The following is a 19,393-nucleotide window of genomic DNA, read 5'->3' on the forward strand; positions in this document are numbered from 1 at the left end:
TCGCAGCGCAACAACCGGAACAGCAAAGGCCGCGCATGATCACTGACCGCATCGTCATCGAGTTCGACAAGGCTCTGCGCACCCTTTTTGCGCCAGCGCCGACCACACGCAAGATACCCGGCTGCGAGCAAGCAGAAGCGATCCTGTCCGAAAAAGAGCGCGCGCACGCAGAAGCGCTGATGCGCATCAACCATGTCGGAGAGGTCTGTGCACAGGCGCTATACCAGGGCCAGGCGCTGAGCTGCAGCGATCCGGAAGTCAGGCAAGCGCTACAACAAGCCGCTTATGAAGAAACAGAACACCTAGCCTGGACCGAGCGCCGCCTCGCTGAATTACGCGGGCGTACGAGCCTGCTGAACCCGCTGTGGTACCTCGGCGCACTGTCGATCGGATTTGGCGCAGGCAAGCTGGGCGATACCTGGAGCCTCGGCTTTCTTGCCGAGACGGAGAGACAGGTCGAGGCACACCTCGACCATCATCTCAGCGATCTCCCGTGGCATGACCTCAAGTCACGCGCGATTGTCGAGCAAATGCGCCTCGACGAGATTTCACACGCCGCAACGGCCGTACGCCTCGGCGCTCGCGAACTACCAGCCGCCGCAAGGCTGGCCATGCAACTGGTATCGCGAACCATGACTCGCACGGCCTACTACGTTTAATGTGCAGGTCGCGCAAGCGACTCACGAAACTCCCTTGCCCTCTCGCGAGAAAAGGGTCGGGGGGTGAGGCGGGCGGGGAGAATGCTCCCCGCCCGGCGAACGATTCCGGCGTGCAAGCCGGAATGCGCACTGCAAATCGAAGAGGGCAGTCATGACTTTCATGATCCGGGGCCTCTCGACAGGCCATGACGGCTAGGCCGGATAGTGCCGCGCTCGACGGTTTTCGTAGGCTGGGGACCCCGTCCCTGGGCAGTCCAGAAGACCGGCCTCAATCTTCGATGATTTCGAAATCGTGCGTTATTTCGGCAGTCTTTCCGAGCATGCTGGTGGCCGAACAGTATTTGTCCTTCGACAACTCGATGGCGCGCGCCACCGCTTCGGACTTGAGCTGCTTCCCGGTCACGCGAAAGTGGAAATGAATGCGGGTAAACACCCGCGGCTCGACATCCGCACGCTCGGCCTGCAGGCTGACCTCGACGCCTTTGACCGCGTGTCGCCCTTTTTTGAGAATCAGGACCACGTCAAAGGCCGCACAACCACCGGCACCAGCAAGCATTAGCTCCAGCGGACGCGGCGCCAGATTGCGGCCACCCGCCTCAATCGCACCGTCCATAACGACCGTATGATTGGTTCCCGTTTCAGCTATGAACGACATTCCATCGCCGGTCCACTTCACTTTACAGTCCATGCACTACCCTCCCCTTGTTTCCCGACGGGCATGACGACGTGTCAGACCCCGACCGCCAAAACCTGCCCTGCGCCCACCACTATTGTAGCCGCAAGGCCCCTACTGCAGGCAGCTCATGAGAATGCTGCGTCGCAGCATCTTTACTGAGCAGCAACACCAAACAAGCGCGCCAGAATGATTGCATATTGTGTAACACATATACTATATACACAGCAAGCCGTTCGATTAATGTCACTTTCATTCGTCAAACGACCCCTTGTCGTGGACGCCGTGAAAAACATGGCGCAGCGCACAAATAATACTTGACCTTTACACTCGGGTGCGCCATAATCGTTTCATCGTAAGCAGTAAGCACCTTTGCTGATTCACCTTTTTGGCTTTTCCGGTTGTCTCCTCCACCCTCCTCCTTTGGTGTGGATTTAGCGCGGCTCCAACGAGCCGCGCTTTTTTTTGCTCTGCGAACAAGCCCCCATTGATGGCGGCGAGCAGTGCCAGAAACGCGCGCCAGCGACCAGGCGCCAAATTGTCGAATCTCCACTCTCGACTCCGAAAACGCAGCAGCGCTGCGTACGGCGCGCACCGGCCCTGAACAAATCTATCGTACGTAACGGCGAAACATCGATTGACACCAGCAGGACAGTTGCCATAACATGCTGGGCTTTCCGTGATCAGGCAAATAAGGACGGCGTTTTTGATGAAGACTTTCTCCGCCAAGTCGCATGAAGTGACCCGCGAGTGGCTTGTGGTTGACGCCACCGACAAGGTATTGGGTCGCCTTGCAACCGAAATTGCTCGTCGCTTGCGCGGCAAGCACAAGCCTGAGTTCACGCCGCACGTCGATACAGGTGACTACATTGTCGTCACCAACGTCGAGAAACTGCGCGTGACCGGCAACAAGGCTGAAGACAAAAAGTACTACCGCCACTCGGGCTACGCTGGTGGTCTCTACGAGACGAACTTCAATAAGATGCAGCAGCGCTTTCCAGGCCGCGTCCTTGAAAAAGCGGTCAAGGGTATGCTCCCAAAGGGGCCTCTTGGTTATGCCATGCTGAAAAAGATGAAGTGCTACGCGGGCACAACCCATCCGCACGCTGCCCAGCAGCCGAAGGTTCTGGAACTCTAAGGGGTCACAATGGCTGATAACTATTTCTACGGCACCGGCCGACGGAAAAGCGCCGTAGCGCGTGTATTCATGAAGCGCGGCAGCGGCAACTTCGTTGTCAACGGCAAGCCGGTTGATGAATTTTTCTCGCGCGTCACCGGGCGCATGATCGTCCGCCAGCCGCTGCAACTCATTGAGCAACTGTCAGGCTTCGACATTCTGGTCAACGTGCAGGGCGGCGGCGAATCGGGACAGGCTGGTGCGGTACGGCACGGAATCACCCGCGCCCTCATCGCCTACGATAGCGAGCTCAAACCAACGCTTTCCAAGGCCGGCTTCGTAACTCGCGACGCGCGTGAAGTCGAGCGCAAGAAAGTCGGTTTCCACAAGGCCCGTCGGCGCAAACAGTTCTCGAAACGATAAGTCTGCGTCGCGAAAAGCGGCTGCGAACTTGCTACGTACCCGCTACGTGTTTTTTCGTAGCCAAAAGCCGCCCCAGGGCGGCTTTTGTGCTTTGCGGGGCTCAGGACTATGATTGCTGGCTATCCGGGAGTCTTTCATGATCAAGGTTGGAATCGTCGGCGGCACCGGCTACACCGGTGTCGAACTCTTGCGCTTGCTGGCACAACACCCGCAGGTGCAACTCATCGCCATCACCTCGCGTGCGGAAGCCGGCACGCCAGTCTCGAGCATGTTTCCCAGTCTGCGGCGAAGGCTGGATCTCAAGTTCGCCGACCCAGCCAACGCCGATCTGCAGAGTTGCGATGTCGTTTTCTTCGCAACGCCCAACGGCGTCGCGATGGCACAGGCGCCAGCGTTGCTTGACGCAGGAGTACGGGTCATTGACCTGGCGGCCGATTTTCGGATCAAGGACGTTGCCGAATGGGAGCGCTGGTACGGGATGTCGCATGCCAGCCCCGAGTGGGTAGCGAAGGCGGTATACGGACTCCCGGAGCACGACCGTGACGGCATCAGTAAGGCTCGTCTGGTGGCCAACCCGGGGTGTTATCCAACAGCCGTCCAACTGGGCTTCATGCCCTTGGTCGAAGCGGGATTGGTGGACCTCGACCAGCTGATTGCCGACGCCAAATCGGGCGTCTCGGGGGCCGGGCGCAAGGCCGAGGTAGGCGCGCTTTTTTCCGAAGCCGCCGACAATTTCAAGGCCTACGGCGTCCCTGGGCATCGTCATCTGCCCGAGATCCAGCAGGGCTTGTCGAGCATGGCCGCGCAACCAGTGGGCCTGACCTTCGTCCCGCACCTGACGCCGATGATCCGGGGTATTCATGCGACGCTCTACGCGCGCATCAAGAGCGAGGCCGACTTTCAACAGATCTTCGAAGAACGCTACAGCGGCGAGGCCTTCGTCGACGTCCTGCCGCCAGGATCGCACCCCGACACGCGCTCGGTTCGCGCCGCGAACGTCTGCCGCATTGCGCTGCATCGACCGCAGCAGGGCAAGGTCCTGGTCGTGCTGTCGGTCATCGACAACCTAGTCAAAGGGGCCGCGGGACAAGCGGTACAGAACATGAACATCATGTTCGGTCTACCGGAAACTGAAGGCCTATGGCAGTTGGCGGTGCTTCCCTAAAACTCAAACGCCTACGCCTACGCCAGCGCTTCGGCATCAACGCACCAAAGCTGGCGCACGCACGGCCACTTTTCAGGATATTGCTCGTCAAACTTGCCAACAGTGCCGGACAAGCCACCAAGGAGTTCAGGGGAGCGCTTGAGTTCCTGCTCACGGTACGCCAGGAAGGCAAAAATGTTATCATCAAGCGGCTGTCGAAGGCCGCGCAGGGATCAGCAAACTATCACCTCGAAATCAAGCACCATCAGCGTTTTGAAGAGCTTTTTTCGGTGCCGCTAAGCGCCGCGCTGAAAGATGTCGAAGCGCACGTATTGCAGGACGACAAGCTTCGCACGCCGCAGGCACTGGCGCTCCAGGAAGGAGCTTTCATGTTCGGACAACGCAAGCGCAGCACGCAGCAGAATGGCATCGACAGTCTGATTGGCGCTGGCACTCGCCTCGATGATGATCAGACTTTCAGCGGCGGCTTGCGTCTCGAGGGCAGCATCGAGGTCTCACGCGCGGTGATCAACGGCGCCTTCGTTGGCCCGATCGTGGCCCGCGACTCGCTGGAACTCCTCGCCAATGCGCGTGTCTCAGGTGACGTTGAATACCGTCAAATCGAAATTCAGCTGGGAGCGTTGTCGAGGGCCGTCTCGTGCACCAGGCAGACACCAAGACGCAGGAACTTAAACTGGCTTCAAGTAGCTGACTTCACCGTCAGCAGTCTCAGATATCCGCTTCAGGAGAACCACCCATGAATACAGCAACTGAAATGCCCATGCCTTTCGTGTTTACCGACAACGCGGCCGGCAAAGTAAAGGAATTGATCGAGGATGAAGGCAATCCGGAGCTGAAACTTCGGGTTTTCGTCACCGGCGGCGGATGCTCCGGCTTCCAGTATGGTTTCACCTTTGACGAAGTCGCCAACGACGACGATACGGCGCTGCAGAAGAACGGTGTCACGCTGCTGGTCGACCCGATGAGCTATCAGTATCTGGTGGGCGCCGAAATTGACTACACGGAAGGCCTCGAGGGTTCGCAATTCGTCATCAAGAACCCCAACGCGTCGACAACTTGCGGTTGCGGTTCGTCATTCTCGGTGTAGGAAAAGGCAGCAGGAAAGCCTTCGCAAGCATAGGTTTGCAGCGCTTTCCTGCCCGCTCCACATACGCTCCCGTCCGTCACGCTCTGAGTTTTCGCTGACGCCCGGTCGGTTGGCCCCATCAGAGTGTGCGCTACCCAGCGCCAACAAAAGCAGCCTGAAAACCAGCCCTAGCGGCTGCCAGGATCGCCTGCTGCCTTGCTTGCATTGAACCAGCGCCACAGCAAGCCCTGTGCATCCTGCCCTGTCAGCACATATTCGAGGGCATTGCGATTGTCGAGTGTCAGGTTCTGCGCCGCCTTGGCGGCCCGCGTACCGGCAAACAAAAGTTGGTCACCCGGTCGCAAAGCCGTTTCATCGCCCGGCAACTCCTGATCGCGTCCGTCGCGCACCAGCAGCAGCGGCAGCAGCGGCAAAAACTCCTGGCGCGCCGCCGGGTCGCGCCGCAAGATTCCCATACTGATCTTCACCTGCTCCATCATCAGCAGCTTGTGCGCCGCCGGCGCGTCGGCCGCGTTCAGTCGGACGCTCCAGACCAGGGGTACGCGGTGGATGCAGAGTTCCTCAAGCTGCTTGGCCACGGTTGCAGCACGTGCATCTGGCCAGGCGCGGATATGACGCAGAAAACGGGTCAGCAGCGGTGAGGTAATTAGCGCCATGCACTCACGCGCGACGATTCGTGACGGAACCATGGTGAAATCGGCGTCGTAAGCGTCGAACAAGACGCCGTTGGCCACCCGGTTCTGACGCACCACGACAAACAGCTCCGGGTTGATCTCCTTGGCAGTCATGGCGATCGAGAGGTTGTTGGTATCGTTGTCCCCACCGGCGACAATTCCGACAGCGGTCTCGATTCCCGCCTGCCGTAGCGGCTCCGCTTCCATGCCGTGGCCGACGATGTGGCGGACAGTGACCGGCAGATTCTGTTCCGGCGCGATGACCGTCAGGCTGACACCTTGTCGCTCGAGATTGCGGACCACCGCCTGACCGAACAGACCGTAGCCGCAAACCACCCAGTCGCCAACCGGCGGATCGTGCCGCTCAGGGACTTCCTGGCCGGGCAGCCCGGTGAGCAGGTCGACCAGACGGAACCAACTCGGTGAATGAATCGCCTGCGCCAGATAGTCGGCAAACTTCTCGAAGTGATTGACCACGTAGTGAGTCCCGAAGGACATCATGTTGCGCTCGACCGCCGGACTGGCGACGCGCGCCACGACCATCAAGCGTGGGTTGACCAGCCGGCTGGCAATCGCCACTGCGAGATTGGCGGCATCGTCGTCGGTGATCGCCAGCACGCCGCGACAGCTGCGATGCTTCAAGCCGGCGAGCAGCAGATTTTGCGGTTGCGCCGCATCAGCACAGAGGACCAGAATGTCCGCCGCGAAGTCTTCAAGCTCCACTTCCTGGATGCGCGCGTCGTTGCGCTCCAGCGCCACCACGCGGATGCCGCTCCGATCGAGCGCACGGGCGATCAGCAAACCCGTTTCGCCGCAACCGCAGACGATATAGAAAGGCTCGCCGAGATGCCGGACCCGGCGCGCGAACTGGCCGCTGCGCAGCACCTGCTGAAAGCCCTTGTCCTGAACCAGAGCCAGCAAGCTGATGATCGAGTACGACCAGCCGATCACCGAGAGGAAGATACACACCGTGCCCCACATCCGCTGGGCATCGGAAAAGGGAACCGGAATTTCGCCAAAGCCAATGGTACTGGCGGTGTAGCTGACAAAATAGAAGGCGTGAAAGAAACTCATCGGCGGTGCCGGGCGGCCTTGCTCATCGATGCCGGGAACCATCGTCAGACCAAGCGTGGACACCGCATAGAGGACGATCAGCACGATCAGCGGTACGCGCATCCGCCGCAAGGCCAGGAAGAAGATGCTGGTGTTCATTCCGGCGGCACCATCAACGGTCATGACCTGTCGAGATGCCCGAGATCATAAAAGTCATCACCGTTCCCCCCTCCCTTCCCTCTGCGCTCTTCCCTCTGCCCTTCGCCCATGGGGGGAGAAGGGAATTTCGTGAGTCGCTTCCGCGACTTTCACACTAACGTCGCAACATCACCGTTTCCGCAATCAGCAACACCAGCGAAACGAAGTTTGCCAGTAAGGCTCCGCCACTGAGCGAAACGACACTGGTGGTGACGTCGGGCGACATTCCCTCGCCTGAGACATGCACGGCGATGGCCCATACGCAGGCTGCGGCCACCAGTTGCAGGTCAGCGACCAGGCTGGTCGACAGGTGCACCGCGCCGATCTGCGTGCGGTCGCCGAACTTCAGGACAGTGGCGATCAGGTTGACGACGATCGCGGCAAACAGCTCATAGATGTGGTGGTGCCTCGGATTGTCGATGTCGCCAATGAAGAAGCCGAAGTTCAGCGTTGCCGCGAGAACAATAAAAAAGCCGAAAATCACCTTCTCGAGATTCATGAGCACCCTCTCCGCGGCAGACAAAGCCGGCGCACGACCGCCAAGCACTTAGCTTGACAGCATACTCGCCTGCGCTACGAAAGAAAACCGATGGCCAGCAGCGCCAGCACAAAGATCAGCGCCAGCGACGACGAGGAGAGCGTGAACTCGTGCGACCGATCCGCACAGTCGATTGCATAGCCCGCCGGCAGAACACGCCCGCCAGTGCTAAAGTTCGGCCTGGAGTTTGCCGTTGACCGATTGTCTGCTGATTGCCCGCAGACCGCTCGGATTCTTTGTCAAGCTGTTGCTTGTATCGACAAACCGCAAACTGAACGGCGATAGGAGAGAGCAGGACAATGAGAATTCCCGCTGAAGTGGTACCGCCCGTCGCCAACATCGGCCGAGAATCCGACGAAGTCAGCAAACCGGAACCTGTAACCGGCGCCAAAGGCATCAACAACGCCCTTTCGAGTGCGCTGCCAAAGCCGCCCTGGCCTGCCCCTGAGCGGCCGCGGCGCGAGCCGCACGAGGCTGCTCCTGAAAAGACGCCGACGCAGGCGGAGAATCCGCCAGCAGTGGTCGAGCGGCGGCAGAAGGAACGGCGCTCGGAAAAGCGCCCCGTCTTGCTCGACACCCGTTCAAAAAACGGGCGCCGAAAAGCAGGCGGCGACGTCAAGATCAACATCAAGGTCTGATCGCCAAGCACGCTCGGCCAGGAGGGCTCAGCTCATTGAGCAGTCAGCACCGAGCACTCATACTCATACTCACACTACGGTGGTCTGCGCTTCGCCCTCGCTGCGCGGCTTGATGCTACCGATGACCAGCGCTGCTTCGCCAGCATCGTTGAGGATCTTGACGGCCTGTGGTGCGTCCTCGCGGGCAACGACGACGACCATGCCGATCCCGCAGTTGAAGACGCGGTGCATTTCCTCATCGCTGACGCCGCCTTCCTGCTGCAGCCAGTCGAACAATTTTGGCCGCTGCCACGCCGCCTGAGCGATCTCGGCGCGAACATTGTCCGGCAGGATGCGCGGCACGTTACCGGTCAAACCACCCCCCGTAATGTGTGCCATGCCTTTGACCGGCAGCGCCTGCATCAACGCCAGGAGTGGCTTGACGTAGATTCGTGTCGGCGCCATTGCCGCGTCGGCCAGCGTCTGCTCGCCGTCGAAAAGCGCCGCTAAATCAGCCCCGGAACGGGCGATGATCTTGCGTACCAGCGAGTAGCCGTTGGAATGTGCGCCCGATGACCGGAGGCCGAGCAGCACGTCACCGGGAATGATGGTCGACCCATCGATGATTGCCGACTTTTCGACAACGCCGACCGCAAAACCGGCCAGATCGTATTCGCCTTCGGGATACATCCCCGGCATTTCGGCGGTCTCGCCACCGATCAAGGCACATCCGGCCCGCTCGCAGCCCTCGGCAATGCCCTTGATGACGCGCGCCGCAGTACCGACATCGAGCTTGCCGCAGGCCAGGTAATCGAGGAAGAAGAGCGGTTCGGCGCCTTGTACGAGAATGTCGTTCACACTCATCGCCACCAGGTCGATACCGATCGTGTCATGCCGCCGCAGCTGGAATGCCAGCTTGAGTTTGGTGCCGACACCATCGGTCCCGGAGACCAGAACCGGCTCGCGATAGCGCTTCGGGACCTCGAACAGGGCGCCGAAGCCGCCGATGCCGCCGAGCACCCCTTCGCGCAGAGTCTTTCTGGCAAAGGGCTTGATACGTTCGACAAGTTCATCGCCGGCGTCGATGTCAACACCTGCATCGCGATAGGAGAGAGATTCCAGAGTCATCTTGTAGCGCGTCCCGAGCAAGGCAGGCAGATGCCACGTAGTGGTAGAATGGGCCACTTCGATCTGCCCGATCCCGAATTTTATCCGAAATGGCCCTCCCGCGTGCTGATCGCACCGCAAACCCGCAAGCTTGAACTACTCCAGATGCGCCAGTTGATTCTCGACCTGCTGCCGGAAGAGCGACCCAGCTTCGAGAATTTCGTCGTTGGCAGCAACGGTGAAGCGCTGACCGGATTAGCCTCCTGGCTGGCGCCGGCCAACCGCGAGCCGCTGTTCTTTCTCTGCGGTGAAGCCGGCGCCGGTAAATCGCACCTCCTACAGGCCAGCGAAGCCGCGTACACGGATGCGCGAGTGGACCCCGATCTGTCGGCAATGTCGCCATGCGCGCCGAACGACAGCGCCTACGCCGTCGACAACGTCGAAGCACTTAGCGCCGGCGGACAGATCAGCCTTTTCAACCTGATCAATCGCCTAAGCGCCAGCGCCGGGCGCCTCCTCGCGACGGCCAGCGTGCCCCCGCGACAACTCGTCCTGCGCGAGGATCTGCGTACCCGGCTCGGTAGCAGCCTGGTCTACCGACTGCAACCCTTGAGCGACGCCGAGAAACTGGCTGCGCTCGGCGAGCAGGCCCGGGCACGCGGGCTGACCCTGCCAGCGGACGCTCTGGCCTACCTTTTCCTGCGCGCACCGCGCGACATGCGCAGCCTAAGCGCCTTGCTGATGGCCATCGACCGCTACTCGCTGGAACATAAACGCCCGGTCACCCTGAGCTTGCTGCGCGAAGTCCTGCAGGCGCCACTGCAGCTCTAAGCTGCCCGAAAGGCCTACCCATGGATCTTGTTCTTTTTGATCTTGACAATACCCTGATCGCTGGTGACAGCGACTTTGAATGGGCGCAGTTCCTGATCGCCAAAGGGGTGCTCGACCGCGCCTTGTACGAAGCGCGCAACCTCGCGTTTTACGAGCAGTACAAGGCCGGCACGCTCGATATCGAGCTCTTCCTCGATTTCCAGCTGCAGCCGCTGACGCGCTACCCACGCGAGGTACTCGACGCCTGGCTCGGCGAGTTCATGAGCCGACACATCCTGCCGATCGTCGGTGGCAAGGCACGCGCCCTGGTTCGCCAGCACCTCGACAGCGATGCACTGTGCGCCATCGTCACCGCTACCAACAGCTTCGTCACCGCGCCGCTGGCCCGCAATCTCGGTATCGCGCATCTGATTGCCACCATTCCTGCCCACGAGAACGGCCGCTTCACAGGCCAGCCACGGGGCACACCGTCGTTCCGCGAAGGCAAGATCATTCGTGTCGAGGCCTGGCTTGAAGCGATGGGCCTGTGGTGGGGAAGTTTCGAGCGCAGCTGGTTCTACAGCGACTCGCAGAATGACCTGCCCTTGCTGTCGAGGGTCAGCCATCCGGTGGCGGTAGACCCTGACCCGACGCTGCGCGCGCACGCCGAATCCGCCGGCTGGCCGGTCGTCAGCCTCCTGGGCTGACGGCAGCACCGATCGATCGCTGATGGCGCAAGCAATATCGGCTATGATGCCGCGCCTGGAGTACCACAACACAGGAACAAGAATCCATCGATGATCCGCAAGTTCATATCCCGCGTTCTCGGAAGAAAAAGCAGCGACAAACGCAACGAACCGGCACTGATCGCGGTTGACCAGCACGGCCTGCAGCGGGAGCAGATCAGCCGTGGCTGCCGGCAGACCGTCGAGGACTTGCAGCAGAATGGCTACCAGGCCTACATCGTCGGCGGTGCGGTTCGCGACCTGCTTGCCGGATTGACGCCGAAAGACTTCGACGTCGCCACCAACGCCACACCGGAGCAGGTCCGCCGCTGCTTCCGGCGCTCGCGGATCATTGGCCGCCGCTTTCAGATCGTGCACGTCGGCATGGGCGCGGAAACTATCGAAGTGACCACTTTCCGCGGCCATCATGGCGAAGAAGGTGCACATGGCGGCAACAAGGCACAGACCGACGCGCAGGGCCGCTTGCTGCGCGACAACGTTTTTGGCAGCCAGTCGGACGACGCCGCCCGCCGCGATTTTACGGTCAACGCCTTGTACTACGACCCCAGTTCCGAAACCATCATCGACTACCACCACGGCCTCGCCGACCTGCAGCAGAAAACCCTGCGCATGATTGGCGATCCCAAGACACGCTACCGGGAAGACCCGGTGCGCATGCTGCGGGCAGTGCGTCTGGCGGCCAAGATCGGGCTGGCCATCGACCCGGCGGCACGGCGGCCGATCCGTGAGATGGCCGATCTGCTCGACAACGTGCCGCCATCGCGCCTGTTTGACGAGATGCTCAAGCTGCTCACTTGCGGGCATGCGCTGCGCTGCGTCACGCGCCTGCGCGAAGAGGGACTGCACAAGGGCGTCCTGCCGCTGCTCGACGTGATCCTCGAACAGCCGCTCGGCGAACGCTTCGTGATGCTCGCCCTGGAGGCCACCGACCGGCGCGTCGAGGAAGGTAAACCGATCTCACCGGGCTTCCTTTTCGCCACCCTGCTCTGGCATCAAGTCCTGGCCACCTGGGAGCCGCTAAAGAACAGCGGAGAACCCGCGATCCTGTCACTTTTCGTGGCCATGGACAAAGTCCTGCACGTACAGGCCGAAAAGCTCGCCATCACCCGACGCATCGCCGGCGACATCAAGGACATCTGGGCCCTGCAGCCGCGCTTCGAACAGCGCTCCGGAAAGCGAGCCTACGGCGTCCTGCAGCAGCCACGTTTCAAAGCCGGCTACGACTTCCTGCTGCTGCGCGTCGAGTCCGGCGAAGTCGCGCAGGAGATCGGCGACTGGTGGACCGAGTTTCTGCACGCCAGCGATGAGGCCCGCGCGGCGATGCTCCTGCCGGCGGCACCGGGCACGGTCAAGAAACGCCGGCGCCGTCGCCGTCGCGCCAGCGAGGACACCGGGCAAAACCCTGACGCTGCGGAATGACTCGCGGTGACGCTGCGGTACTGGGCGACGAGGCCGCGCAGCCGGCAGAACGCGGGGCGGACGCCAAGAGACTGCCATCCCCGTCCACTTCTTGCACCGACACCAGCAGCGAGCACCTGGCCTACGTCGCCCTGGGCGCCAACCTGGCGGACCCTCTGGCACAGGTCCGTGCGGCTGGTCGCGCGCTGGCCGGCGTAGCCGAATGCCGACTCCTGCGCCTGTCGTCACTGTACCGCAGCGCGCCGGTGGGAAACCGCTCGATCCGCGGCCAGGCCGATTTCATCAACGCCGTCGCCGCCCTGCACACCCGCCTGACGCCGCCGCAACTGCTCGACGCCCTGTTCGCCATCGAACGTCTTTTTGGACGCCGCCGCGAGTATCACCACGCGCCACGCACCCTCGACCTCGACCTCTTGCTTTACGATGAGCAGACCGTCGATAGTCAGCGACTGCGCATACCGCACCCGCGCATGCACCTGCGCGCTTTCGTCATCGCACCGCTGCTCGAAATCGCACCGCAGACGCTGATCCCCGGCCGCGGCAGCGCTGCCGCCTGGCTACCGGCGGTCAGCATGCAAGGCATCGCGAAGTTGGCTGATTAGCACCATCGCCTGACTTTCCTCGTGCAGGACAGCGAAATCACTGCAGCCGCCCCGCACCAGCATCGTCGCCAGAGGAATTCCCGACAGCGCGTCAAACGGTACTGAAGCAGAGGTACTTGATCTCGAGATACTCATCAAGCCCGTGCTTCGAGCCTTCGCGGCCCAGCCCGGACTGCTTGACACCACCGAAAGGCGCGACCTCGTTCGAAATCAAGCCGGTATTGATGCCAATCATGCCGTATTCGAGCGCTTCGCCGACGCGCAGACAACGCGCCACGTCACGCGAGTAAAAGTAGGCGGCAAGGCCGAACTCGGTGTCGTTGGCCATGTGCACTGCCTCCGCCTCGTCGACAAACCTGAATACCGGGGCGACCGGGCCAAAGGTTTCTTCTTGCGCAACGCGCATATCGCTGCTCACGTCGGCGAGTACCGTCGGTTCAAAGAAAGTGCCGCCACGCTGATGACGACTGCCACCGGTCACCACCCGTGCGCCCTTGCGCAGCGCGTCTTCGATATGCGCCTGCACCTTGCTCAACGCAGCTTCGTCGATCAACGGCCCCTGCGTGACGCCTTCGTCGCTTCCCGGTCCAACGCGCAGCGACTGCACGCGCCTGGCCAGCTTGGCCACAAAAGCGTCATAGACGCCGTCCTGAACCAGAAAACGGTTGGCGCAGACGCAGGTCTGTCCGCTATTGCGGTACTTGGCGATCAGCGCGCCTTCGACCGCCGCATCGACGTCAGCATCATCGAAAACGATGAATGGCGCGTTGCCGCCCAACTCGAGCGACAGCTTCTTGATCGTCGGCGCGCTCTGCGCCATCAGCAGGCGACCGACCTCGGTCGAACCGGTAAACGACAGTTTGCGAATCACCGGGCTGGCGGTCAGCGTTGCCCCAATGGTCTTCGGGTCGCCGGTCAGCACGTTGAACACGCCGGCTGGCAGTTCGGCGTCGTGTGCCAGCCTGGCCAGCGCCAGCGCCGTTAGCGGCGTCTGCTCGGCCGGTTTGATGACCACCGTACAACCGGCGGCAAGCGCCGGCGCCACCTTGCGGGTGATCATCGCCAGAGGAAAGTTCCACGGCGTGATCGCCGCACAGACGCCGATCGGCTGGCGAATGGTCAACAAGCGCCGATCAGCGGCCGGGCTTGGAATGCTCTCGCCATAGGCACGCTTGCCCTCTTCGGCAAACCACTCGACAAACGACGCCCCGTAAGCCACCTCCCCACGCGCCTCGACAATCGGTTTGCCACATTCGGCAGTCATCAACTGCGCCAGGTCCTCGGTGTTTTCAAGGATCAGGTCAAACCAGCGACGTAATACCGCGGCGCGTTCCTTGGCCGTCTTTGCCCGCCACTCCGGCAGTGCGACGGCAGCCGCATCGATCGCTCGTACCGTCTCGACAGCGGTCATCAGCGGCACATCGGCAATGGCTGTACCACTTGCCGGGTCAATGACGGCCAGCGTTCGGCCATCGTCGGCGGCTTCCCAGCGACCATCGATGTAGCAGTCGGAGCGCAACAGGCGCGGATCGTTCAGATGCATGACAATCTCCGTATTTCTGAAAACCGCAGTTTATACTGTGCGTCATGCGTGTACTACAGATCCTCGTCGCCAGCGTCCTGTCATTGCTGCTTGTGGCCTGCGGCAGCACCCCCGCGCCACGAGCGAGCAGTTCGGCCGACAGACCGCTGGCCAGCGAAAAAGGCATGGACGTGGTGATCTTCGCGCTCGGGCTGGTCGATACCAACTACCGCTTCGGCGGCAAGAACCCCGAAGCCGGCTTCGACTGCAGCGGTATGGTCAGCTACATCTACCGACAGGCAGCCGACGTCAAGGTCGCTGGCAGCGCGGCCGACATCGCGCGTCACGGCCGCCCGGTGGACCGCGCGGAGCTGCGCCCTGGTGACCTGGTCTTCTTCAACACCCGCAACGCCCCTTATTCGCACGTCGGTATCTACATCGGCGATGATCGCTTCGTGCACGCGCCATCGACCCGCGGCCAGGTGCGCATCGACAAACTGGCCGCCAGCTACTACGCGCAGCGTTTCCAGACGGCACGCAACTACTTCGACTGAACGCCACCGAAATCCACTGAACTTGCAGCTAGTCGTTGCGTAGCTCGACGCGGCCCTCGACCACCCGCACCCGGTCGCCCTTGAGCACCGTCGGCTCGTCGCTCTGTTCGAGGAAAGCGAAACTGCCGTCCTCGTAGCGAACGGTGAGCACGTAGATCAGCACCGGCGCCGCCGCCTGGCGCGCATCCTTGACGATTGTGCCGGAAGCGAGAACCGGTGTCGTCACCATGTGCGCAGTGGGCGACGCGGGGTTCTGCCGGGCGGCGTTGGCCGGATCGCGGCGAGCCGACGCCTGGCGATTCTCCGAACGTAGCCCGACGACGACACCACAGCGCTCGCAAGGCCCGCCACGTTGCGCTTGCTTCAACTCGCGATAATCATCCACGCTACTCGGTAACTGTAGCTGCGAGTTACTTTGCGCCAGAGCCAAAGGCGACAAGGCAAGCGCCAGCGACAAGCCGGCGAGAATGTGTTCATGCTTCATGACCTGCCACTCCTTCTCAATGCAGTGAGTCTCGACGGCCCGCCCTGCCCGCAGGCGGCGAACCGGCCAAGCGAGTGATCTTAGCACCACCGGAGCGGGCGCCGGCAGGCCGAAAGCACGTTAGTATTGAGCTCTCGACCGACTTCGGCGAGTTCTCGGACAGCGCACCATGGACCCCAAGTCTTTCGTTGACTCCGCAGTGCTCTTGCTGGTCGTCGCCGCGATCGCCGTTACCGTGTTTCGGCATTTCGGCCTCGGTTCAGTGCTTGGCCTGCTGGTCACCGGAATCATCGTCGGGCCGCATACGGCGGGGCCTTTCGTTACCGCCAACGTCGACGACGTCCGCCAATTCACCGAACTCGGGGTGGTGCTGCTGCTGTTCCTGATCGGCCTGGAGATGAAACCACGCCATCTTTGGGATCTACGGCGCACGCTCTTCGGCCTCGGTTCGCTGCAGATCGTTCTGTCCGCTTTGCTGATCGCCGGCTACTTCTGGCTCTTCGAGCACCGCTGGAGCACGGCGCTGCTGATCGGCTTCAGTTTCGCCCTGTCCTCCACGGCCTTCGTGGTGCAAATGCTCAGAGATCAGGGCGAAATCGCCAGCCATCACGGTCAGACAGCGTTTGCCGTGCTGCTGATGCAGGATCTGGCGATCGTGCCACTGCTGGCGCTGGTGCCGGTTCTCGCCGACGTCGGGCCCCTGCCCAAGGACATGCCCCTGTGGGAGCAGCTCGGCCTGGCAGCGGCGATGGTCGCCCTGGTGGTCTGTGGCGGCCGCTATCTGGTGCCGCGGATCCTCGACCATCTGGCGCGCCGGAACAACCGCGAAGCCTTCCTGCTGGCGGCAATGGGCGCCGTGTTCATCGCCGCCTGGGCGATGCACCATGCCGGCATGTCCATGGCCCTGGGCGCCTTCCTGATGGGAATGATGCTCTCGACCTCACGCTACAGCCTGCAGATCGAGGCTGGCATGGAGCCGCACAAGGGGCTGCTGATGAGCCTCTTCTTCGTCGCCGTCGGCATGTCGCTGGACGTGGGAGTGCTGGTCCAGCACCCCTTCGAGTTCGGCCTGCACGTGCTGGCGATCATCGTCATCAAAGTCCTCGTGCTCTACCTGCTCTGTCTGAGCTTCGGAAGCGGGCGCCGCATCGCCTTGAAAGTGTCCTTTCTGCTGGCGCAGGGCGGCGAGTTCGGCTTCGTGCTCTTCGGCGCCGCGAAAGCGCTGGGGATCATCGACGATCTCGTCTTCGTCATGGCTGCGGCCGTCATTTCACTCACCATGTTGCTCACCCCGATGCTGGTAAAGCTCGGCAACTGGCTGGCGCAACGCGCCGCGTCGGCGCCCGTTGGCGTTGACCAGAGCTTCCGCTACTCCGGGCAGGGCAGCGAATCGGCAGTGCGCGTGGTGATCGGCGGCTATGGCCGCGTCGGCCACACCGTAGGAACCATCCTGGCCAGTACCGGCATCTCCTACGTCGCCTTCGATACCGACGCCGTATTGGTCGCCAAATGGAGCGCCGAAGGTCATCCGGTGTTCTACGGTGACCTCGGCGACCCGCAGTTACTGATCGCTGCGTCCTTGCAGAACGTCGACCTGGTGGTGCTGACCATCGACCAGCGGCACACCGCCGTTCGCGCCGCGTCGCTGATTCGCTCGCAACTGCCGCAGGTGAGCATCGTCGCCCGCGCGCGCGACCTGGCCAGCTGCGATGCCCTGCTGCGCGCCGGCGTCAGCAAAGCCTATCCCGAGACACTCGAAGCCAGCCTGCGCCTGGCGGCCGAAACCCTGGAATCGCTGGGCATCAGCAATGCCGAAACCGACATGCTGTTGCGCGAAGTGCGCAGCGCCGACTATGCACTGGTGCGCGCCGGCCCGGAAGGGCAAGCACCCTCGCGCCGCGCGCGCAAGAGCTAAGGCGACTTCTGTCAAATAACATTCCATCTTGCTTGTCTTTTCGCTCGTCTTCTGTGTTACGACAACAGTTACATAGTTCGACTATGCGCCCGTTGTCGCGCCTTGAAGCCAACCGAAAATCCGGCGCAATCTGGTACGTTCTTTTCCGGCAATCGCCCAAGACCGCCATCGCCGCCTGGCGACCATCACCAAGAGGAGGAAAGCAGGCTACTATGGGCTTGTTCACTCGCCGCTTGCCGCTCCCGCGCTCCCGAATACCATGCCATCCGTCCTCCCGATCCGTTACATCGAACCTGTTTACCGGCCGCCCAGCGAAGCCGCGTCGCTGATCCTGCCGATCACCGACGGCTGCTCGTGGAATCACTGCACGTTCTGCGAAATGTACACCGCGGCGCAGAAACGCTTTCGTGCCCGCGACGAGAGCGAGGTGCTGGAGAGCATACAGCGCAGCGGCGAACGCTTCGGCAGCGAGGTCCGGCGCGTCTTCCTGGCCGACGGCGACGCCCTGGTACTCCCGACGCGCCGCCTGCTCGCCGTCCTCGACGCCATCCGCAAGCACCTGCCGGCCGTGCGCCGCGTATCGAGCTACTGCCTGCCGCGCAATCTGCGCCGCAAATCGGTCGACGAACTGCGCGAACTGGCCGCCGCGGGCCTGTCGATCGCCTACGTCGGTGCCGAATCCGGCGACGATGAAGTCCTCGAACGGGTCACTAAGGGCGAGACTTTCGAATCGACGCGTGCCGCGCTCGACAAGCTCGGCGCCGCCGGCATCACACGCTCGGTGATGATTCTCAATGGCCTCGCCGGCCCGGCACTGTCCTTGCGCCACGCCGAGAACTCGGCGCGCCTGCTCAACGCCACGCAGCCCGAATATCTGGCAACGCTGGTGGTCAGTTTCCCACGCGGCGAGGAACGCTTCCGTGGCGGCTTCCCGGGCTGGCGGCCGCTGAGTCAGCACGAGCTGTTCGTCGAAATGGAAAGTTTTGTCGACCAACTGCAACTCAAACGCACGGTTTTCCGCAGCGACCACGCGTCGAACTGGCTGGTGCTCAAGGGCACACTGGGCACCGACAAGCAGCGCTTGCTGCAGCAGCTGCGGCAGGCAATCACCGATCCGCAAGGCGCGTCGCTGCGGCCATCCTGGGCACGCGGGCTGTAAGTGCCTACCGACTACCAGCATTGCGCGGAACTGATCGCCCAGGCCGACGGCCTGCTGATCACGGCCGGCGCCGGCATCGGTGTCGATTCAGGCCTGCCCGATTTTCGCGGCACGCAGGGTTTCTGGGGCGCCTACCCGGCGCTCGGTCGCGCGCGCATCGCCTTTGAGCAGATTGCCAATCCGGCCGCGTTCGAGCGCCAGCCCCGCCTCGCCTGGGGCTTCTACGGGCATCGCCTGCAGCTCTACCGGCAGACCATTCCCCACCCGGGCTTCGCCATCCTGCGCCGGATCGGCGAAAGGCTGGCACATGGCAGTTTCGTGTTCACCAGCAATGTCGACGGACAGTTCCAGAAAGCAGGCTTTCCCGACCATCGCCTCAGCGAATGCCACGGCTCCATCCATCACCTGCAGTGCAGCGCTGGCTGTAACGCTGACCGCGACAGCATCTGGCCCGCCGACGACTTCGAACCCGAGATCGACGAAGAACAGTGTCTGCTGACCGGCGACTTGCCGCTCTGCCCCCGCTGCCGGAAAATCGCCCGCCCGAACATCCTGATGTTCGGCGACTGGGGATGGCTGGGGCAGCGCAGCGACGCCCAGGATCGCCGCCTGCAAGCCTGGCTGCGACGCGTCGAGCGCCTGCTGATCATCGAAGTCGGCGCCGGCACCAACATCCCGACCGTGCGCCTGCTCGGCGAGCGCCTCAAGGGAGCTCTGATCCGTATCAACCCCAGCGAAGCGCAACTACCCGATGAAAAACGCGGCAAAGACGGAAAAGCTGGCCAAGGCCTCGCTATCGCTGCCAGCGGCCTGGAAGCGCTGCGCGCCATTGCCGTCAGTCTGGAATAGCGGGCAGCGCCGACTCCTGGCG

21 protein-coding genes are annotated in these 19,393 nt (G+C 62.2%); 15 read left to right on the forward strand and 6 right to left on the reverse strand.

All coding sequences use genetic code 11. The features are described 5' to 3' along the window. Nucleotides 1-38 precede the first annotated feature (38 nt). Complete coding sequence (coq7, locus tag QZ648_RS09025; protein ID WP_169067859.1) at nt 39-659, forward strand: 2-polyprenyl-3-methyl-6-methoxy-1,4-benzoquinone monooxygenase; 621 nt, start codon at nt 39-41, stop codon at nt 657-659. Nucleotides 660-927: 268 nt separating this feature from the next. Here coq7 and QZ648_RS09030 read toward each other — a convergent pair whose 3' ends face one another. After that, nucleotides 928-1,347, reverse strand: coding sequence for an OsmC family protein (locus QZ648_RS09030; RefSeq protein ID WP_169067844.1), 420 nt, complete (start codon nt 1,345-1,347; stop codon nt 928-930). Nucleotides 1,348-2,041: 694 nt separating this feature from the next. Between QZ648_RS09030 and rplM the strand changes: the two genes are divergently transcribed. The 5 genes from rplM (at nt 2,042) to erpA (ending at nt 5,124) form a co-directional block, all read left to right on the forward strand. Next, nucleotides 2,042-2,470 carry a 50S ribosomal protein L13 gene (gene rplM, locus QZ648_RS09035; RefSeq protein WP_169067843.1) on the forward strand — a complete coding sequence of 143 codons (429 nt, stop codon included), beginning with the start codon at nt 2,042-2,044 and terminating at the stop codon, nt 2,468-2,470. A gap of 9 nt (nt 2,471-2,479) precedes the next feature. Further along, a complete protein-coding gene (rpsI, locus tag QZ648_RS09040; protein ID WP_169067842.1) occupies nt 2,480-2,872 on the forward strand; it encodes a 30S ribosomal protein S9 in 393 nt (130 codons plus the stop codon). Between the two features lie 136 nt (nt 2,873-3,008). After that, a complete protein-coding gene (gene argC, locus QZ648_RS09045; protein ID WP_169067841.1) occupies nt 3,009-4,037 on the forward strand; it encodes an N-acetyl-gamma-glutamyl-phosphate reductase in 1,029 nt (342 codons plus the stop codon). Then, complete coding sequence (locus tag QZ648_RS24920; RefSeq protein WP_336511723.1) at nt 4,013-4,777, forward strand: polymer-forming cytoskeletal protein; 765 nt, start codon at nt 4,013-4,015, stop codon at nt 4,775-4,777. The genes argC and QZ648_RS24920 overlap by 25 nt, the downstream gene beginning before the upstream one ends. Continuing rightward, nucleotides 4,774-5,124: an iron-sulfur cluster insertion protein ErpA gene (gene erpA / locus QZ648_RS09055; RefSeq protein ID WP_169067840.1), complete on the forward strand. Its 351-nt coding sequence runs from the start codon at nt 4,774-4,776 to the stop codon at nt 5,122-5,124. Before QZ648_RS24920 ends, erpA begins: the two co-directional genes overlap by 4 nt. Before the next feature lie 167 nt (nt 5,125-5,291). Here the strand turns inward: erpA and QZ648_RS09060 are convergent, their stop codons facing one another. Both QZ648_RS09060 and QZ648_RS09065 read right to left on the reverse strand, forming a co-directional pair. After that, nucleotides 5,292-7,010: a potassium channel protein gene (locus QZ648_RS09060; protein WP_169067839.1), complete on the reverse strand. Its 1,719-nt coding sequence runs from the start codon at nt 7,008-7,010 to the stop codon at nt 5,292-5,294. A 154-nt stretch (nt 7,011-7,164) separates the two neighbouring features. Continuing rightward, the gene (locus QZ648_RS09065; protein WP_291996801.1) at nt 7,165-7,548 is read right to left on the reverse strand and encodes a DUF6394 family protein; all 384 of its coding nucleotides are present in this window, start codon (nt 7,546-7,548) and stop codon (nt 7,165-7,167) included. A 338-nt stretch (nt 7,549-7,886) separates the two neighbouring features. Here QZ648_RS09065 and QZ648_RS09070 point away from each other — a divergent pair, with 338 nt between their 5' ends. Beyond that, complete coding sequence (locus tag QZ648_RS09070; RefSeq protein ID WP_169067838.1) at nt 7,887-8,225, forward strand: hypothetical protein; 339 nt, start codon at nt 7,887-7,889, stop codon at nt 8,223-8,225. A gap of 69 nt (nt 8,226-8,294) precedes the next feature. Here the strand turns inward: QZ648_RS09070 and purM are convergent, their stop codons facing one another. Continuing rightward, complete coding sequence (gene purM, locus QZ648_RS09075; protein ID WP_169067858.1) at nt 8,295-9,332, reverse strand: phosphoribosylformylglycinamidine cyclo-ligase; 1,038 nt, start codon at nt 9,330-9,332, stop codon at nt 8,295-8,297. A gap of 30 nt (nt 9,333-9,362) precedes the next feature. On the opposite strand from purM, the gene hda reads away from it, so the two are divergent. The 4 genes from hda to folK all read left to right on the forward strand — a co-directional run bounded on the left by hda (nt 9,363) and on the right by folK (nt 12,888). Further along, a complete protein-coding gene (gene hda / locus QZ648_RS09080) occupies nt 9,363-10,142 on the forward strand; it encodes a DnaA regulatory inactivator Hda (RefSeq protein WP_248595546.1) in 780 nt (259 codons plus the stop codon). Between the two features lie 20 nt (nt 10,143-10,162). After that, nucleotides 10,163-10,828, forward strand: coding sequence for an HAD family hydrolase (locus tag QZ648_RS09085; protein ID WP_169067837.1), 666 nt, complete (start codon nt 10,163-10,165; stop codon nt 10,826-10,828). Nucleotides 10,829-10,918: 90 nt separating this feature from the next. Continuing rightward, complete coding sequence (gene pcnB / locus QZ648_RS09090) at nt 10,919-12,286, forward strand: polynucleotide adenylyltransferase PcnB (protein ID WP_169067836.1); 1,368 nt, start codon at nt 10,919-10,921, stop codon at nt 12,284-12,286. Continuing rightward, complete coding sequence (gene folK, locus QZ648_RS09095; protein WP_169067835.1) at nt 12,283-12,888, forward strand: 2-amino-4-hydroxy-6-hydroxymethyldihydropteridine diphosphokinase; 606 nt, start codon at nt 12,283-12,285, stop codon at nt 12,886-12,888. Before pcnB ends, folK begins: the two co-directional genes overlap by 4 nt. Before the next feature lie 91 nt (nt 12,889-12,979). Here folK and QZ648_RS09100 read toward each other — a convergent pair whose 3' ends face one another. Then, complete coding sequence (locus tag QZ648_RS09100; protein ID WP_169067834.1) at nt 12,980-14,431, reverse strand: NAD-dependent succinate-semialdehyde dehydrogenase; 1,452 nt, start codon at nt 14,429-14,431, stop codon at nt 12,980-12,982. A 44-nt stretch (nt 14,432-14,475) separates the two neighbouring features. On the opposite strand from QZ648_RS09100, the gene QZ648_RS09105 reads away from it, so the two are divergent. Continuing rightward, nucleotides 14,476-14,964, forward strand: coding sequence for a C40 family peptidase (locus tag QZ648_RS09105; RefSeq protein ID WP_291996802.1), 489 nt, complete (start codon nt 14,476-14,478; stop codon nt 14,962-14,964). Between the two features lie 28 nt (nt 14,965-14,992). Here the strand turns inward: QZ648_RS09105 and QZ648_RS09110 are convergent, their stop codons facing one another. Further along, nucleotides 14,993-15,448 carry a hypothetical protein gene (locus QZ648_RS09110; RefSeq protein WP_169067832.1) on the reverse strand — a complete coding sequence of 152 codons (456 nt, stop codon included), beginning with the start codon at nt 15,446-15,448 and terminating at the stop codon, nt 14,993-14,995. A 169-nt stretch (nt 15,449-15,617) separates the two neighbouring features. Between QZ648_RS09110 and QZ648_RS09115 the strand changes: the two genes are divergently transcribed. The 3 genes from QZ648_RS09115 (at nt 15,618) to QZ648_RS09125 (ending at nt 19,371) form a co-directional block, all read left to right on the forward strand. Further along, nucleotides 15,618-17,363 carry a cation:proton antiporter gene (locus tag QZ648_RS09115; protein WP_169067831.1) on the forward strand — a complete coding sequence of 582 codons (1,746 nt, stop codon included), beginning with the start codon at nt 15,618-15,620 and terminating at the stop codon, nt 17,361-17,363. Between the two features lie 259 nt (nt 17,364-17,622). Beyond that, complete coding sequence (locus tag QZ648_RS09120; RefSeq protein ID WP_169067830.1) at nt 17,623-18,522, forward strand: radical SAM protein; 900 nt, start codon at nt 17,623-17,625, stop codon at nt 18,520-18,522. Continuing rightward, the gene (locus tag QZ648_RS09125) at nt 18,523-19,371 is read left to right on the forward strand and encodes a Sir2 family NAD-dependent protein deacetylase (protein WP_291996803.1); all 849 of its coding nucleotides are present in this window, start codon (nt 18,523-18,525) and stop codon (nt 19,369-19,371) included. It abuts the gene before it with no gap. Nucleotides 19,372-19,393: the final 22 nt, after the last annotated feature.

It is taken from the genome of Candidatus Accumulibacter sp. ACC012, from assembly GCF_907163155.1.
GTDB classification, from domain to species: Bacteria; Pseudomonadota; Gammaproteobacteria; order Burkholderiales; family Rhodocyclaceae; genus Accumulibacter; species Accumulibacter delftensis.